The sequence below is a fragment of the Streptococcus mitis SK597 genome (assembly GCF_000148545.1).
GTDB lineage: Bacteria > Bacillota > Bacilli > Lactobacillales > Streptococcaceae > Streptococcus > Streptococcus mitis_C.
On record NZ_AEDV01000063.1, the window covers coordinates 1 to 15356 of the forward strand.

The 15356-nt window shown below is 40.0% G+C and carries 17 protein-coding genes and 1 pseudogene; 2 read left to right on the forward strand and 16 right to left on the reverse strand.

From position 1 onward, the window contains the following. Positions 1 to 95: 95 nt before the first annotated feature. The 13 genes and pseudogenes from SMSK597_RS14035 to SMSK597_RS09050 all read right to left on the reverse strand — a co-directional run bounded on the left by SMSK597_RS14035 (position 96) and on the right by SMSK597_RS09050 (position 11439). Complete coding sequence (locus SMSK597_RS14035; protein ID WP_000690146.1) at positions 96 to 2843, reverse strand: galactose-binding domain-containing protein; 2748 nt, start codon at positions 2841 to 2843, stop codon at positions 96 to 98. A gap of 58 nt (positions 2844 to 2901) precedes the next feature. Continuing rightward, positions 2902 to 3096 carry a hypothetical protein gene (locus tag SMSK597_RS13905; protein WP_001055453.1) on the reverse strand — a complete coding sequence of 65 codons (195 nt, stop codon included), beginning with the start codon at positions 3094 to 3096 and terminating at the stop codon, positions 2902 to 2904. Positions 3097 to 3303: 207 nt separating this feature from the next. Next, positions 3304 to 4113, reverse strand: a complete 810-nt coding sequence (locus tag SMSK597_RS09010) for a purine-nucleoside phosphorylase (protein WP_000143436.1) — start codon at positions 4111 to 4113, stop codon at positions 3304 to 3306. Next, on the reverse strand, positions 4110 to 4670 hold the full coding sequence (locus SMSK597_RS09015; RefSeq protein WP_000199110.1) for a DUF1697 domain-containing protein: 561 nt from the start codon (positions 4668 to 4670) through the stop codon (positions 4110 to 4112). The genes SMSK597_RS09010 and SMSK597_RS09015 overlap by 4 nt, the downstream gene beginning before the upstream one ends. Position 4671: 1 nt before the next feature. Beyond that, positions 4672 to 5883 (reverse strand): phosphopentomutase, encoded by a 1212-nt coding sequence (locus SMSK597_RS09020; protein ID WP_000033111.1) that lies wholly within the window; start codon positions 5881 to 5883, stop codon positions 4672 to 4674. A 13-nt stretch (positions 5884 to 5896) separates the two neighbouring features. Beyond that, positions 5897 to 6580 (reverse strand): ribose-5-phosphate isomerase RpiA, encoded by a 684-nt coding sequence (gene rpiA / locus SMSK597_RS09025; protein ID WP_000429291.1) that lies wholly within the window; start codon positions 6578 to 6580, stop codon positions 5897 to 5899. 503 nt (positions 6581 to 7083) lie between these two features. Then, complete coding sequence (trxB, locus tag SMSK597_RS09030) at positions 7084 to 7995, reverse strand: thioredoxin-disulfide reductase (protein ID WP_000272323.1); 912 nt, start codon at positions 7993 to 7995, stop codon at positions 7084 to 7086. Positions 7996 to 8060: 65 nt separating this feature from the next. Then, complete coding sequence (locus SMSK597_RS0102680; protein WP_000926599.1) at positions 8061 to 8285, reverse strand: DUF4059 family protein; 225 nt, start codon at positions 8283 to 8285, stop codon at positions 8061 to 8063. A 77-nt stretch (positions 8286 to 8362) separates the two neighbouring features. Further along, the gene (locus tag SMSK597_RS09035; RefSeq protein WP_000590965.1) at positions 8363 to 9106 is read right to left on the reverse strand and encodes an amino acid ABC transporter ATP-binding protein; all 744 of its coding nucleotides are present in this window, start codon (positions 9104 to 9106) and stop codon (positions 8363 to 8365) included. Then, positions 9106 to 9907: pseudogene (locus SMSK597_RS09040) on the reverse strand (amino acid ABC transporter permease). The gene SMSK597_RS09035 and the pseudogene SMSK597_RS09040 overlap by 1 nt, the downstream one beginning before the upstream one ends. A 157-nt stretch (positions 9908 to 10064) precedes the next feature. Beyond that, positions 10065 to 10421, reverse strand: coding sequence for an arsenate reductase family protein (locus SMSK597_RS09045; RefSeq protein ID WP_000889086.1), 357 nt, complete (start codon positions 10419 to 10421; stop codon positions 10065 to 10067). A gap of 5 nt (positions 10422 to 10426) precedes the next feature. Beyond that, complete coding sequence (locus SMSK597_RS0102690) at positions 10427 to 10945, reverse strand: methylated-DNA--[protein]-cysteine S-methyltransferase (protein ID WP_001170333.1); 519 nt, start codon at positions 10943 to 10945, stop codon at positions 10427 to 10429. Then, on the reverse strand, positions 10945 to 11439 hold the full coding sequence (locus SMSK597_RS09050; protein ID WP_000405828.1) for a GNAT family N-acetyltransferase: 495 nt from the start codon (positions 11437 to 11439) through the stop codon (positions 10945 to 10947). The genes SMSK597_RS0102690 and SMSK597_RS09050 overlap by 1 nt, the downstream gene beginning before the upstream one ends. Before the next feature lie 134 nt (positions 11440 to 11573). On the opposite strand from SMSK597_RS09050, the gene SMSK597_RS09055 reads away from it, so the two are divergent. Together SMSK597_RS09055 and trhA are read left to right on the forward strand one after the other, a co-directional pair. Continuing rightward, positions 11574 to 12020 (forward strand): DUF1836 domain-containing protein, encoded by a 447-nt coding sequence (locus tag SMSK597_RS09055; protein ID WP_000858722.1) that lies wholly within the window; start codon positions 11574 to 11576, stop codon positions 12018 to 12020. After that, on the forward strand, positions 12017 to 12664 hold the full coding sequence (trhA, locus tag SMSK597_RS09060; RefSeq protein ID WP_001097996.1) for a PAQR family membrane homeostasis protein TrhA: 648 nt from the start codon (positions 12017 to 12019) through the stop codon (positions 12662 to 12664). Before SMSK597_RS09055 ends, trhA begins: the two co-directional genes overlap by 4 nt. Before the next feature lie 405 nt (positions 12665 to 13069). Here the strand turns inward: trhA and SMSK597_RS09070 are convergent, their stop codons facing one another. The 3 genes from SMSK597_RS09070 to SMSK597_RS09080 all read right to left on the reverse strand — a co-directional run bounded on the left by SMSK597_RS09070 (position 13070) and on the right by SMSK597_RS09080 (position 15209). Beyond that, positions 13070 to 13996 carry an aldo/keto reductase gene (locus tag SMSK597_RS09070; RefSeq protein ID WP_001269442.1) on the reverse strand — a complete coding sequence of 309 codons (927 nt, stop codon included), beginning with the start codon at positions 13994 to 13996 and terminating at the stop codon, positions 13070 to 13072. 74 nt (positions 13997 to 14070) lie between these two features. Next, entirely contained in the window at positions 14071 to 14886 is an 816-nt protein-coding gene (locus tag SMSK597_RS09075) for a hypothetical protein (RefSeq protein WP_000738412.1), read from the reverse strand. Beyond that, on the reverse strand, positions 14883 to 15209 hold the full coding sequence (locus SMSK597_RS09080; RefSeq protein WP_000665423.1) for a PadR family transcriptional regulator: 327 nt from the start codon (positions 15207 to 15209) through the stop codon (positions 14883 to 14885). The genes SMSK597_RS09075 and SMSK597_RS09080 overlap by 4 nt, the downstream gene beginning before the upstream one ends. Positions 15210 to 15356: the final 147 nt, after the last annotated feature.

The following is a 15356-nucleotide window of genomic DNA, read 5'->3' on the forward strand; positions in this document are numbered from 1 at the left end:
AATTTTATTCTCTCACAGAGATCTACCTGAGTCCTATTCGAGCTCAGGTAGTTATCTTATAAACTAAATTATCTAACTATCATTGTACCATCAACTTACAAGACATCGTTATCAGAAATCTTAGAATTTAATGTTGTTCCCCAATGGGTAATTTTACGGTGGGGTTGAGTTAAAATTGGTCTGTTTTCATAGATTGTTTGCCATCTATTCCATAGTAGACCTGTCTTTTTCTCAATCTTAATTCGCAGATTTCTCATGTTTCCTTTGATTGGGAGGTTGAGGACAAATCCTGCAGTCTGGTTACGACCGTTTCCTTCCCAAGAACGACTACGAACAACTTGGTTTCCATCTTTATCTACTGTAACTTCTTCCCAAGTTATAGAGTAGCGAGCAATGTAAGCTCCGCTATGTTGAATTGTCAATGTTTTATCTTTGGCAGGAGTCTGACTGATTGGTTGAACTGGCTTAGAAATTTGTGTCGCCGTCTCACCATTCGTAGCGATAAAGCGGAAAACTTCTACTTCTGCAAGACTGAGGGCTTGATTGTTCTTACGTAGTTGCACACGAACACGGCGTCCCAATTTCCCATTTAATTGAACATCCAAGCTCGTTCCGTCAAGTTTAGAAACATACTGTCTAGCAACTTCTGTTCCTTTTTCATCATATAAAATCACATCAAAGTCTGACAGACGTTTAGAAAGCTCTCCATCCCCACGGTTATGAAGGCGAACAAGTCCTACCTGTTCTGTACGACCTAAATCAACTTCCCACCAAGGTTGATTTTCAAACTTAGTATGAGTGATAGATTGTTGACTATAACTACTATTGGTATTGCCATCCAAGGCACGACTAGCATCTCCACCAAAATCAGTAGAACTTTGCTTAGCTTGTTTTTTCCAAGCGATATTCTCAGCACGATATACTTGGACTTCTGCAAGACTGAGGGCATTATAGCCTTCTAGCTCAATCCGAACATAGCGCGCTTTTTTATGGTTAATCGCAATTTGTGCTGACACATCTTTAAGAGATGTTATGCGTTTTCTCTCAATTTCTTTACCAGAACTGTCTAAAAGAATGACATCAAAGTTTGCCAATCTATCCTGGGCAGTGTCTGTTCGGTTGTAAATATTGATTTGGCGAATGGTTTCTTCTTTAGCCAAATCTACTTGCCACCAAGGTTTAGATTGGAAGTTTGTATGAGTGACAGAATTGTGACCATAGTTACCATCGACTTTGCCATCCACAGCTCTTCTAGCATCTCCTCCGAAAGCTGTCGAACTTTGAGTAACCTGTTTTCCTAAGGCAATATTTTCCATTGGTTCAGCGCTTGGTTGACTAGAAGATTGAGGCAGAGCCTGTTTCTTAAAGAATCGCACTTTATCCAATTTCGGATCACGATAACCATGTTTGTCTAAGGTAGCTCGTTTACCAATATTAAAGTTAGGAATATCATTCATTCGACTTTCAAAATAGCCACGAGAACGGTGTTTAAAGCGTGAATTACCTGTAAATGTAACAATATCACGATCATTATGAATCAATGGAGTCACAACATTATCATTATCAACCACATAATGCTTAATTTTTCCACTAACAGCTAATTTACGGCTTTCCAAACCAACATCCCAGAAACCATTCTTAGCATTCCAAACAGTTCTGGAAGTAATCACTTTAGGAGCACTGAAAGTCGTCACTTTCCTCAATACATGGTTATAAAAATCAGGATATTTTTGGTAAGCTTCAACCGCTGCAATCTGAGCTAGGTAGCCTCCAAGAGAATGGCCTGTCATATACAACTTGGTAATACTTGTATCCTTGGCTAATTCCCCAACAACCTTACGGATATCATCCGCTTGAGCTGGTTTATTTCCACCTAATAAAACCAAATCTGCACTTAAGTCCTTGGCGTCATTAACTCGCGTTCCACGAATAGCCAACATGTGCACCGTTCCATCTTTGAGATAAGGAAGGTCGCTCTTGGTCTCAAATAAGAAAGCATCCAAGCCACTATCTGTATGGTAGGCTTTTTTCATTTTCCAGAAAGGAGCCAATTCATTGTGCATGAGTTTGTATTCTTGACGGTCAAGATAGAGACTCGGGAAAGGATTCTTATGATCTAAAATTTTCTCAATATAATCATCGTCTCGATAGGCTAACTCCATAAAGAGAAGAGAATCACGATCTGTGACATACCATTCTTTCTTATTGTCATCTTCTCCATCTGCCAAACCATCCCCATCACTGTCTGCTAGCAAGGGATGACTGTTATATCCTAGATAATCCTTACCATCTTTGTTGTACACATAAAGTTCATCTTTGTTTTTGATGCCATCTTGGTCATCATCCCCTTCCAAATCAAGAACTTTTTCACCGTAGAGAGATTCATCAATCAAATCATTTTCTAAATGCAATTCCCCTTTGGAAATCTTCACCAAATCTTCTGCAGTTAGAGAACGAGTATTTGTTGGTTTTTCTGTCACAACTTCTTCTTTAGTTTCTTCTACAGGAGCATGAATAGGTGAGTCTTGAGCTGGCTCTGTCATCTCTACTTTTGACTCTTCCCTTTTGTTTTCAAGAACTTCACTTGCTTCTGGAAGCGGTTGAGGATCTAGTCTTGGCTCCTCTCTTAGAGGAGTTTCTAGTTTTGGAGCAACATTTTCCGGCTCTCTCAATTCCTCCTTAGAATCTAGCACTCTTGTTGCCACTTCAGATGTTACATCTTGCTTTAGTTCATTGGCTGAAATTCCAGCTGGAGCTAGAAATGCGAAGCCGACTGCAACAGATACAACTCCGATACTTAATTTTTTTATGCCAAAACGCATAATTCGTTGACCGATTTTCATTATTTCTTATCTTTCTTTTCGTTTATTTGTAAGCAGAGTCAAGCAAAATCTCATTGTGCTATATATAGGACAAGGCTGAGAAATTCAGAAAGTAATACTCTTCGAAAATCTCTTCAAACCACGTCAGCGTCGCCTTACCGTAGATATGGTCACTGACTTCGTCAGTCTTATCTACAACCTCAAAACTGTGTTTTGAGCAACCTGCGGCTAGCTTCCTAGTTTGCTCTTTGATTTTCATTGAGTATAAATTCATTCTTATCTTTCCTTATCATCCTAGTCTGCTTGGTAGGAAGCTAATGCTAGTATCCTAGAATCTTGTCTTTCACAATGCTAACTATCAGACTCTTTCAGGTACAAGAGTAGGAAGAAACCCATAGTCTACCTATGCTTCTTCTTTGTTCCGAACAGCCAGTCAATTATGAAAAGGTAGAGATATTCCCCCCTTTTTAAATCTTTTTTCTTACAATTCTGCAAGAATCGCTTTAAGCAAGCCTTTAAAGTCACCTTTAACACGTTCGGTTACTTCCACAACTTCCTCGTGGTTGAGTTCGTCTTGGAAACCAGCCGCAAAATTGGTAATACATGAAATTCCTAGAACTTTCAAGCCAGAGTGGGCTGCCACGATCACTTCAGGAACAGTAGACATACCAACTGCATCTGCTCCCAGTGTCTTATAGGCACGAATCTCTGCTGGTGTTTCATAAGTTGGACCAGTTACACCGATATAGACACCTTCATCAAGCTTGATACCCAGTTTTTTAGCTACTTCATGGGCAGTTGCACGGTATTCTGGTGTGTAGGCTTTAGACATATCTGGGAAACGTGGACCAAAGTCATCCAAGTTTTCACCTATCAATGGGTTTTGTCCTGTCATATTGATATGGTCTGAGATAGCCATCAAAGTACCAGGCCCATATCCAATACCACCAGCAGCATTGGTTACAATGACACCTTCACATCCAAGAACTTTCATGACACGAACTGGGAAAATCACGACTTCCAGAGGATTTCCTTCGTAGAAATGGAAACGCCCTTGAAGAGCCAAAACCTTGCGACCTGCCAGTTCCCCATATACCAATTTCCCAGCGTGACCGACTACTGTTGAACGGCCCCAGTTTGGAATATCAGCATAGTCTACTACAACTGGATTTTCGATTTCTTCTGCCAATTCTCCAAGTCCTGATCCAAGGATTAGACCGAACTCAGGCGCTGCAATTCCCTTTTCTTTCAGGAAAGTAGCAGTTTCATGGATTTTGTTTAAAAATGTCATTGTGTGTCTCCTTTTTTAGTTTTAAGCATTTGACCGATTTTGTCAAAGGTTTTAGTATTGCGAATGGTAATGTGGCGATAGAAAGGCATCTTGAGCAAGTACTTGTGATAGGCAGTCTTAGAGTAGGTTTCTTCAAAGAATTTTCCCCAGAAAATCCCATGTTTTCCAAAATGAAGCACCTCATCTTTCAGCTCTAAACTTTCAACTGTCGCGATGACTTGGTCCATATCCAAACCCTCCGTGTAAAAGAGGACATCTTTTCGTGCCAAGTCTTCCTTCCACCAAGCTGGGAGATTCTCCACTTCTGATTCATAGTCTTCTTGACTCAGTAAAGAAAAGCTCTGAATAAATGGATAATGGACTCCAAAGAAAGTCTCTAACTTTTCAATCAATTGGGATTTTGAGTCTGTCGAAGTAAAGAAAACATTGCCACTGTTGATGTAGGTCTCAACCTTTTCCAGTCCCAACTCTGTCAATTCTTGACAAAGCTCCGCCATGACGACCTTATTCTTACCACCAACATTGATGCCTCTAACCAGCAAAGCATAGCGCGTCATCTTATACCAATTTATCTAAGAAACTTTCCCCAATCATGGCAGTTTCAACACCAAAGTTATCAGCAACAGTCGCTGAAATATCTGCAAAATGTCCTACTGGAATGACACCATTTCCTTTAAAGGCAGGGCTATAGGCCAACAATGGAATATATTCACGAGTGTGGTCTGTTCCTGCGTAAGTTGGGTCGTTCCCATGATCCGCAGTAATCAAGAGAAGGTCGTTCTCTCTCATGGCTGCGATAATTTCAGGCAAGCGTTCATCAAACTCATGCAAGCAATCACGATAGCCGTGAGCATTACGACGGTGGCCGTAAAGGGCATCAAAGTCAACCAAATTTGTGAACGAGAATCCTTTTTCAAACTCAGCAAAGTCCATGGTCTTCAATAGTGTATCAATTCCATGGCTGTTTGACTTGTTGTGACCCATGTCATGGTTGATACCAGCACCGTTAAAGATATCATTGATTTTACCAACAGCGTAAGTATCGATACCAGCCTCATTCAATTTATCCAAAACAGTTGGGGCAAATGGAGATACAGCCAAGTCACGACGGTTTGCCGTACGAGTGAAGTTACCTGGTTCACCTACATAAGGGCGAGCAATGATACGACCTAGAAGGGCAGGGCGCTCAAGGGTGATCGAACGAGCGTATTCACAGATACGGTACAATTCATCCAGAGGGATGATGTCTTCATGGGCAGCAATCTGCAAAACAGGGTCAGCTGAAGTATAGATAATCAACTCTCCAGTTTCTATCTGACGTGGTCCAAAATCATCTATAACAGCTGTACCTGAGTAAGGTTTGTTGGCTTCACGAATGACCTTACGTCCTGAAAATTCTTCGATTTTTGTCAAGATTTCTTCTGGGAATCCATTCCAGAAAGTATCGAAAGGCTCAGTAATGTTGAGTCCCATGATTTCCCAGTGCCCAGTCATGGTATCCTTACCAAGGGATACTTCTTCCAATTTTGTTGCATATCCAGTTGGATTGCTTTCTGCCGGTACAGTCTTAAGAGGAGTTTCACGAGGAATATTTCCAAGACCTATTTTAGCCATATTTGGGACATTCAAACCAACTGTTTTTGAAATGTGTCCCAGTGTGTCAGAAGCTCCATCTGGAACCCCTGCATTGACAAAGTTATTAGCATCTGGTGCTGCACCGATTCCTACAGAATCCAGTACCACCAAATGAATACGATTAAATTTAGACATCTTATGCCCCCCTCTATTTTTCTTTTCTTGAGGTTAAAATCTGAACCCCATCTCGTCCAGCAACGATTACTTTATCCACCATTTGGTTGAATAAACCGTGCTCTACAACACCAACGACATGGTCCAATTCTTGTCCGAAAGTAATTGGATCTTCAATGACATCCAAGGCAAGATCGATGATAAAATTCTGCATATCGGTCACAAAACGTTGACCGTCTTTTTCACGGAAACTTGGTTTGTAGCCAGCTCGTTCAAAACGACGAAAGACCTGCTCTGCACCATACTGAACCACTTCTACTGGCAATTTAAAAGCACCTAGTTTGTCTACCAGCTTGCTTTCATCCACCACCCAAATATATTCTTTTGAGGGCGTTGCTACAACCTTCTCCATCAGAAGGGCACCACCACCGCCTTTGATTCCGTTAAACTGGCTATCCACTTCATCCGCCCCGTCAACCGTCACATCAACCAAGTCTACTTGGTCAATAGACTTGAGCGGGATGTTAAGACCTTCAGCCTGTTTACTAGTCACACTAGAAGTTGTTACAGCTGTAATCTGCAATCCTTCTTCCTTGATACGACGACCGATTTCTTCGACAAAATAATAGGCAGTCGAGCCTGTTCCAAGTCCAACGACCATTCCATCGCTCACGAACTCAGCAGCCTTGATACCTGCCATTTTCTTCAGATTTTCCACCGATTTACCTCCATCATTCTCAGTTCTTATTTTACTATGAAACCGTTTTTTATTCAAGAAAAAAGATTTAAACAGTATTTTTTTCTTGAATTTCTTTCAAAATATACATTTTCTTTTTACTAAACGAATAAAAATTATAGTCTATCCTAATTTTGAGTACACTAAAAATAGAGCTTAAAACCCAATTTCAAAAAAGTTAACTGATATGAACCCATTAGGTTTGTTTAATTAAGTAAAAGAATGAATCGAAACAAAAGATTTCGAAGTTGCTAAAACATTTGTTGCAGAAAATCAAGAACAACTTGGAGAATACTTCTCTCAAGCTCAGCAGTTGATTTCTGGTTCAGAAAGTCTAGATGGCCTCGTTGACAAGATTAAAGGATTTTTCTAAAAATATAAGAGGCTGGCAAAACTCAATTTTAGTAGAAAATGAAATTAATTTTCCCACAATAAAACACATAGTGTCAAATTTTTTGTAAATCTGATACTATGCGTTTTTATAATTAACTATGTTCTGTGATAAATTTATAGGCTTCTTGACCAGCGACAGCTCCATCTCCAACTGCTGTTGTTACTTGGCGAAGGTCTTTCTGGCGAACATCTCCAACTGCAAAGATACCGTCAACTGCAGTTTTCATGTGATTATCTGTCACAACCCAGCCTGCTTGGTCTTGAATATTCAATTCTTTAACAAAATCGCTAACAGGGTCCAATCCAACATAGATAAAGACGCCACCGAAGGCTTGCTCTGTCACTTGACCTGTTTTCACATTTTCAAAAACGACAGATTCTACTCTGTTTTCACCCTTGATTTCCTTCACTACAGAATCCCAGATAAAGCTGATTTTCTCATTAGCAAAGGCGCGGTCTTGTAACACTTTTTGTGCACGAAGCTGGTCACGACGGTGAACAATGGTAACAGTCTTAGCAAAACGAGTCAAGAAGAGGGCTTCTTCAACAGCTGAATCTCCACCACCAACTACCAACAAATCTTGGTCACGGAAGAAGGCACCATCACACACGGCACAGTATGAAACACCACGACTATTCAGTTCTTCTTCTCCAGGTACTCCCAAAGGACGGTGTTTAGAACCAGTCGCTACGATAACGGTACGAGTTTCATATGTTTGGTCATCAGTCATCACTTTCTTAAAATCACCATGATCTTGGACATTTTCAACATAACCATAAATGTGCTCAACACCAAGATTTTCAAGTGGTTCAAACATCTTTTCAGCCAATTCAGGCCCACTAATATTAGCGTATCCTGGGTAATTTTCAATATCAGATGTATTATTCATCTGACCACCTGGCAGACCACCTTCAATCAAGGCTACTTTCAAATTGCTTCGAGCAGCATACAAGGCCGCAGTCATCCCTGCAGGTCCAGCACCGATAATAATAGTATCGTACATATAGATTCCTTCTTTCTTGTTGTAACTACCTTTATTCTAACTCTTTCTTGTCAATCAAGCAAGGATTATGCCTTGAAAACAAGAATTAAACTCATAACCGCAAAGGATAATACTGGAACAACCAAGACTCCAATCATAATCATATCATAGAGATGGGCTTGGCGAGCCTTGGCTGTCTTATCAACTCCCGACATGGCTCTCAGTCCAATCCAAATCCCTAAAAAAATCAGGACGAGGATGGTGGTCAAGATCAAACTCTCGAAATATAAAGAAAATAGTTGCAGTAGCATGATTTCTCTCATTTCTATCTTTTTTAAAGAGTAAACTCAGCTAGTCCAGCTAACTGAGTTTTTCTTTATCTATTATATCAAATATAAGTCCGTTTGTAACTAGCGAAGAATTCTTTTGTCCGCTCTTCTTTCGGATGGTGGATAATCTCATCTGGTGTTCCAGACTCGATAATTTTCCCCTTATCTAAGAAGAGAATCTTATCAGCCACTTGGGCTACAAAGGACATGTCATGGCTGACTAAAATCATGGTTTGACCTGACTTAGCAGCATCTGCAATAGATTTTTCTACTTCACCAACCAATTCTGGGTCAAGGGCTGAAGTTGGTTCGTCTAAGAGCAAGACATCTGGTTTCATAGCGAGCGCACGCGCCAAGGCAACCCGTTGCTTTTGTCCACCTGATAAATGACGAGGGTAATGGTTTTCACGGTCAGAAAGCCCAACCTTAGCCAACTCTTCCTTGGCAATCTTAGTTGCTTCTTGGTCAGATAATTTCTTAACCACAACCAAGCCTTCTTTTACATTATCAAGTGCTGTTCGGCGTTCAAACAAATTAAACTGTTGGAAAACCATAGACAGCTTACGGCGTAGGGCAAGGATTTCTTCTTGAGTGATTTTAGAAAAATCAACTGAGAAATCATCAATCTGAATAGAGCCACTGTCAGGTGTTTCAAGATAATTGAGACTACGAAGGAAGGTTGATTTTCCAGCTCCCGAAGAACCAATCAAGGCTACGACTTCCCCTTTTTGAATATCCAAGTCCAGATGATCCAAGACAGTCTGTCCTGAAAAGGATTTGCTTAAATTCGAAATCTTAATCATTAACGAAGGTCTCCTTTCACATCTGTTTGCACTGTATCAGGTGCAGAAATAGCCATTTTTCTCTCTATGAAACGACCAAGACTTTCAATACCGATATTGACTACCCAATAAACAAGGGCAACGGAAATAAAGCGTTCAAAATAGCGGTAATCGGCACCACCCAAAATCTGAGCTTGGGCAAAGACTTCGACAACACCCGCACTAAAGGCTAGAGAAGTTCCCTTGGTCAATCCGATTAGGGAATTGATTAAGGTTGGAGTCGCCACAACTGCTGCATTTGGAATAATCACGCGACGATAAACTTGCGCTCGGGTCATCCCCAGACTGCGTGCCGCTTCAATCTCACCAGGATTGACTGAGAGAATGGCTGCACGAATGGTTTCACTAGCATAAGCTGCCTCATTAAAGGCAAAGGCGACAATCGCAAAAGCAGCGGCTGGAATCGCATTAATATTGAGACCAGTCCCCCATTGCTGATTGAGAGCTTTCAAAGCCAAAGGGATTCCGTAGTAGGTCAACATGAGTTGCACCAAAATCGGTGTCCCTTTTAAGAAACTAACAAAGAAGGCTTGCAAGGGATATAAAATCTTAACACGATTGATCTTCACAATGGCAAAAAGAAGCGCCAAAACCAAGACCAAAAAAGGCACCACCAATTGTCAACATAATCGTTGTTGGAAGTTGTTGGACAATTCTCGGGATTCCATCAAAGACCGAACGCAGGCTAAAAAGCTTGCCATCCGGAATCAATTGCATCAAGTTTTGATACCAATCTGATGCTAAAATCGTTGTAACATTCATAAAAACATCCTCTCCTGATAATGATTCATTCTACCATACTTCTGCCGTCAATGAAATTATTTGCTACGGTCAGATACAGACTTTGTCTACCTACTAGTTTATCATACTTTGAAACAGGGAGGTTATATATTTTATCTATCAAAGAGATAGATAAAAGCTATTTCAATCCCAATTCTTCATAAGGTTTTCGATAACCGATTTGCTTAACAGTTCCATTTTCTACTAAAATGGGTCGTTTTAACAACATACCGTCACTTGCTAGCAACTCAGCCGCTTCTTGGTTTGACAGGCTTCCTACCTTATCTTTCAGCCCTAATTCACGGTATTTGATTCCACTGGTGTTGAAAAATTGCTTCAACTCAAAACCTGAGTTTTCTAGCCAGTTTAAAATGACTTCTTGGCTAGGTGTTTCTTCGACGATATGGACGGCTTTATAGTCCACACCGAGTTGGTTTAATTCTTGTTTTGCTTTTTTACAAGTTGAACATTTTGGGTATTCGATAAATTCTAACATGTGCTTCACTTTCTATTGTTTATATCTTTAAAATCTGCGCCTTCATGCCCCAAGAGCCAAGCTTTCTTTTCCACTCCTGCGGCATAACCAGTCAGACGCTTGCCTGCTCCCAGCACACGATGACAAGGTACTAGGATAGACCAAGGATTACGTCCTACAGCTCCACCAATTGCTTGAGCAGAATCTACTTGCAACTCTTGAGCAATTTGTCCATAGGTCACTGTTTGACCATAAGGAATGCTCTGTAAGTAGACCCAGACCCGCTTTTCAAAATCCGTTCCGATTGGCGCCAAGGGCAAGTCGGATAAATCCTGAGGCTTGCCTATAAAGTAAGCATCTAAACAAGCAATAACTGGGTCTAAAATGGGGTGACTAACAACTTCTTCTATTGTTTCATCTCCTATCCCCCTCTCAAAATGTTTCTGCTCCTGCACCCAAATCCCATACAAATGATGGTCATCAGCTACAAGAGAAAGGGAGCCAATTGGCGAAGAGTAGAGTATTTTTGCGTACTTCTTTTGCATTATTTCTTCAATTTTTGATAGGCCAAGCGTTCACCATCAACTGGAACCTTACCAACCTGTTTAAAACCTAGTTTTTCAAAAATATGCTGCATGGCCTTGTTTGCAACATGCGTATCTGAGCGAAAATCTAGATAGTCAAAACCTTCAATCAAGCCCTCTAGGAAAGTCTGAGCAACTCCTTGTCCCTGCACATCTGCTGCCACAGCAATACGGTGAAAGACTAGGTACTCTGACTCTCCAGCTTGCCAGTTTCCTTCATAAATGGCTTCATAGGCTGCCTCTGGACTCTTGGTCACAGCTGCATAGGCTAGTAGTTCTCCCTCTTCCAAGGCTACATAGGCTTGACCTGAGATAATATCCTCAATAATAATATCAGCATTTGGATAACCATTTTGCCACTGGTCACTACCAGCATCCGCTAAACATTTTTTAGCATCCTCCATCACCTGCATGATGGCATCTACTTCATTTGGAAAAGCTAAACGAATCTCCATCTTTTCTCCTCATTTCTGACTAGTTTCTCCCATCATAGCATAATTTAAGTCTTTCTACAAGCAGTTAAAACTTGACTTTCTGTTTTTGTTATTTTATAATCTAGTTATTAAAACTAGATAAAAAGGAGTTGGAAATGAAAACTACCTTTTCCTACCCAAAATGGGCAGAAATTCCAAACATTGACCTCTATCTGGATCAGGTTTTACTCTATGTCAATCAGGTCTGCGCCCCTATCTCTCCTGATAAAGACAAGGGCCTAACAGCATCTATGGTCAACAATTATGTGAAACATGGTTACCTGACAAAGCCTGACAAGAAAAAATACCAACGCCAACAGATTGCCCGTCTGATTGCTATCACAACCCTCAAGTCGGTATTCTCTATTCAAGAAATAGCCCAGACACTTAATACTCTACAAAGTCAAGCAAGTTCAGAGCAACTCTACGATGTTTTTGTGGACTACATGAACCAAGGAATTGATCCAGCTAACCCCATTATCCAAACTAGCTGCCAAACGGTTAAACTCTATCATCAAACTCTAGCCTTAATCCATCATACTCAAGAGGAGGTAATCCAATGAACACTAGTCTTAAACTCAGCAAACAACTCAGTTTTGGAGAGGAGATTGCTAATAGCGTGACCCATGCCGTAGGTGCAGTCATCATGCTCATCTTACTCCCCATTTCATCCACCTATAGTTATGAGGCACACGGATTTTTATCATCTATCGGCGTTTCCATTTTCGTTATTAGTCTCTTTCTCATGTTTCTATCATCAACCATTTATCACTCTATGGCCTATGGTTCGACCCACAAATATGTCTTGCGAATCATTGACCATTCGATGATTTATGTGGCTATCGCAGGCTCTTATACGCCAGTCGTCTTAACCTTAATGAATAACTGGTTTGGCTATCTAATTATTGCCATTCAGTGGGGAACGACCATCTTTGGTATTCTCTATAAAATCTTTGCTAAAAAAGTCAATGAGAAATTTAGCCTTGCTCTTTACCTGATTATGGGCTGGTTGGTTCTAGCTATCATTCCTGCCATTATCAGTCAAACAACGCCAATTTTCTGGAGTCTCATGGTAACTGGCGGACTTTGTTATACAGTTGGGGCTGGATTTTACGCCAAGAAAAAACCTTATTTCCACATGATTTGGCATCTCTTTATCCTAGCTGCGTCCGCACTCCAATACATCGCCATTGTTTATTACATGTAAAAAAAGTTAGGACAAAAAATCCTAACCTTTTTTATTCTCTATGATGTTTTATACCCAATCAAAAAAGTACTCTAGTCCATTTTATAGTACCTACTAGCGTGCCATCAATTATGGGATACTGCTTCCCTGGTAGTATGTAAATCAGAATAGTTATACTCTTCGAAAATCTCTTCAAACCACGTCAGCGTCGCCTTACCGTATATATGTGACTGACTTCGTCAGTCTTATCTACAACCTCAAAACAGTGTTTTGAGCAGCCTGCGGCTAGTTTCCTAGTTTGCTCTTTTATTTTCATTGACACCTGTTAATGAACCGTACCTAACGAATCAAGACAGACAAATGGTCACATAACAAAAACGTTTTCCAACGTTTTTTTGACTATGATTTCTTTAAATGAATTTTCTCCTAAGGCAAATTATTCCCTGCAGCAAGATAAATTTCATACCATTCTTTTCTTGTTAAGCTAAAGTTTGCCGCTTGGCTAACTTCTCTCAAATGCTTAGGATTTGTTGTACCTACGAGTGCCTGCATTTTTGCTGGATAACGCAATATCCAAGAAATGGCAATAGTTGAAGGGGTTACTCCATATTTAAAAGCTAAACGATCAAGTACTTGATTCAAAGCTTGAAATTTCTCATTGCCAACAAAATTCCCTTTAAAATATCCGAATTGTAAGACAGACCATGCTTGAATAACCACATCGTGTAATTTGCAGTATTCAAAGACGCTTCCATCTCGCATAGCTGCCTTGTTGCCTTCCATATTGACATAAAATCCTGCTTCAAAACTAGGTGTGAAAGCTGCACTTAATTGTAATTGATTGATAGATAGAGGTTGTTTGACTTCTTTCTTCAGCAATTCCATCATCATGGGATTTTGGTTAGACACACCAAAGTCTCGAACTTTACCTGATTTTTGTAGAATTTCAAAGGCTTCTGCTACTTGGTCAGATTCCATCAAAGCATCTGGTCGATGAAGGAGCAAGCTATCTAAATGATCAATCTTCAATCTTTGCAAAATTCCGTCTACTGATTTTATAATATAGTCCTTTGAAAAATCAAAATAGGTAAATTCTTCTATGCGAATGCCACATTTTGACTGAATCCACATCTCTTCTCTTAAATCTGGACGATTTTTTAGGACAAGACCTAACAGTTCTTCACAACGACCACGACCATAAATATCAGCCAAGTCAAAAGCATTGATTCCAACAGACAGTGCTGTTTCTACAAGCTCTTCAACTTCTTTTACAGACTTATCTTCTATTCTCATCATTCCGAGAACAATTTCTGATAATTCTTTGTCATCTTGACCAAGAGTTATGTATCTCATCAAATTTTTCTCCTTAAATTTCTAACATTCTTCCCTTCATTATAACAAAAAACCGCTTTGCAACGGCTTTTTGACTATATTTCACTCCATGTTATCTTTTTAAACCCACGGAAAAAGAGAAAGATACCAATAAAGAGAACAGCTAAAGGAATAATCTTTGTAAGAAAAACATTTGAAATCCCCATCCACTCATAGTAACGGAGCAGAGAACCTACAATAAGGTGGGCAACAATCATACTGTTAAAGGGACGAAAAAACTCTTCTTTCCAATTCCAAATACTGATGACCAGCGAAATCGTAAAGACAGATAAACTATCCCAGGGAGTAGGAAGATAAAAGGCTCCTTCTTGTACAAAACTTCCTATTCCTACATATCCCAGAACAACTAGCAGAACAAGAATCCCAACGACAATATAGGTGCCAATTTTCATTTTAGGAGAATCTTGGACTAAACTCCATCGTAAGATTGTGGCCACAAGTCCAAATCCAATCAGAAAAAGAAGAAGTTGCCCTAAAAAAGTGAGCAAATTGACTGTTAAGAGAGGACCTTTAGAAAAATCACTTAGTAGTTGATAATAACGTAATACCGCTAGGACCAGAATTGGTGTCAAAAGGGACTCCTTGATAGAACTACATGGCGCTTCCTTGAGCATCTCTTTCATTATTGTTTTAGGATTCTTACCTAGATAATCCTCTGCACTCATGCCATCTCGTTCTGCTTCTGAGAAATCTAGCATCATCAAATAAATCTGCTCTCTGAGATAGTCCTCATCATAAAGAAATCCAGCAAGATTAAAACTATCCCAAAGTTCCTCAAAATACTGCTGATTCTCCTCAGAAAACTCATGCAACAAAGCACTTGTTTCTTCGTAATACTTCATTTTCTTCATGGTTTACCCCCATTCTTAATTCCTTCTACTTTTTGACTCAAATCGTCCCATTGTTGCCAAAAGACTGAGACACGCTCTTCTCCTTCTTTAGTTAACGAAAAATACTTCCGATCTGGACCATCTGGCGACGGGCGCATGTCGCCTCTTATCCATTGATTTTTTTCTAACTTTTGCAACAAAGGATAAATAGTTCCTGGAACGATAGTATCAAATCCAGCCTCTCGCAAAGTCTGAACCAACTCATAACCATATCGCTCTTTTTGACCAATCATATCCAAGACACAACCCTCAAGAACACCTTTTAATAGTTGAGTTTCCTTCATCCCTTCTCCCTTCCAATCTATTTTGTAATACCTACTAGTAGCTTCACCTATAGTATACTACTTTCATACTAGTTTGTAAAGCATAATAGTTAATACTTTTCGAAAATCTCTTCAAACCACGTCAGCGTCGCCTTGCCGTAGATATGT

Bases quoted from the DNA above. Each gene is read 5' to 3' on its own strand.
- SMSK597_RS14035 (WP_000690146.1), bottom strand. From the start codon at position 2,843: ATGAAAATCGGTCAACGAATTATGCGTTTTGGCATAAAAAAATTAAGT.
- SMSK597_RS09080 (WP_000665423.1), bottom strand. From the start codon at position 15,209: ATGAAGGAAACTCAACTATTAAAAGGTGTTCTTGAGGGTTGTGTCTTG.
- SMSK597_RS09020 (WP_000033111.1), bottom strand. From the start codon at position 5,883: ATGTCTAAATTTAATCGTATTCATTTGGTGGTACTGGATTCTGTAGGA.
- SMSK597_RS0102680 (WP_000926599.1), bottom strand. From the start codon at position 8,285: ATGCTACTGCAACTATTTTCTTTATATTTCGAGAGTTTGATCTTGACC.
- SMSK597_RS0102690 (WP_001170333.1), bottom strand. From the start codon at position 10,945: ATGCAAAAGAAGTACGCAAAAATACTCTACTCTTCGCCAATTGGCTCC.
- trhA (WP_001097996.1), top strand. From the start codon at position 12,017: ATGAACACTAGTCTTAAACTCAGCAAACAACTCAGTTTTGGAGAGGAG.
- SMSK597_RS09055 (WP_000858722.1), top strand. From the start codon at position 11,574: ATGAAAACTACCTTTTCCTACCCAAAATGGGCAGAAATTCCAAACATT.
- SMSK597_RS09035 (WP_000590965.1), bottom strand. From the start codon at position 9,106: ATGATTAAGATTTCGAATTTAAGCAAATCCTTTTCAGGACAGACTGTC.
- SMSK597_RS13905 (WP_001055453.1), bottom strand. From the start codon at position 3,096: ATGAATTTATACTCAATGAAAATCAAAGAGCAAACTAGGAAGCTAGCC.
- trxB (WP_000272323.1), bottom strand. From the start codon at position 7,995: ATGTACGATACTATTATTATCGGTGCTGGACCTGCAGGGATGACTGCG.
- SMSK597_RS09015 (WP_000199110.1), bottom strand. From the start codon at position 4,670: ATGACGCGCTATGCTTTGCTGGTTAGAGGCATCAATGTTGGTGGTAAG.
- SMSK597_RS09045 (WP_000889086.1), bottom strand. From the start codon at position 10,421: ATGTTAGAATTTATCGAATACCCAAAATGTTCAACTTGTAAAAAAGCA.
- SMSK597_RS09010 (WP_000143436.1), bottom strand. From the start codon at position 4,113: ATGACATTTTTAAACAAAATCCATGAAACTGCTACTTTCCTGAAAGAA.
- SMSK597_RS09070 (WP_001269442.1), bottom strand. From the start codon at position 13,996: ATGAGATACATAACTCTTGGTCAAGATGACAAAGAATTATCAGAAATT.
- SMSK597_RS09075 (WP_000738412.1), bottom strand. From the start codon at position 14,886: ATGAAGAAAATGAAGTATTACGAAGAAACAAGTGCTTTGTTGCATGAG.
- SMSK597_RS09050 (WP_000405828.1), bottom strand. From the start codon at position 11,439: ATGGAGATTCGTTTAGCTTTTCCAAATGAAGTAGATGCCATCATGCAG.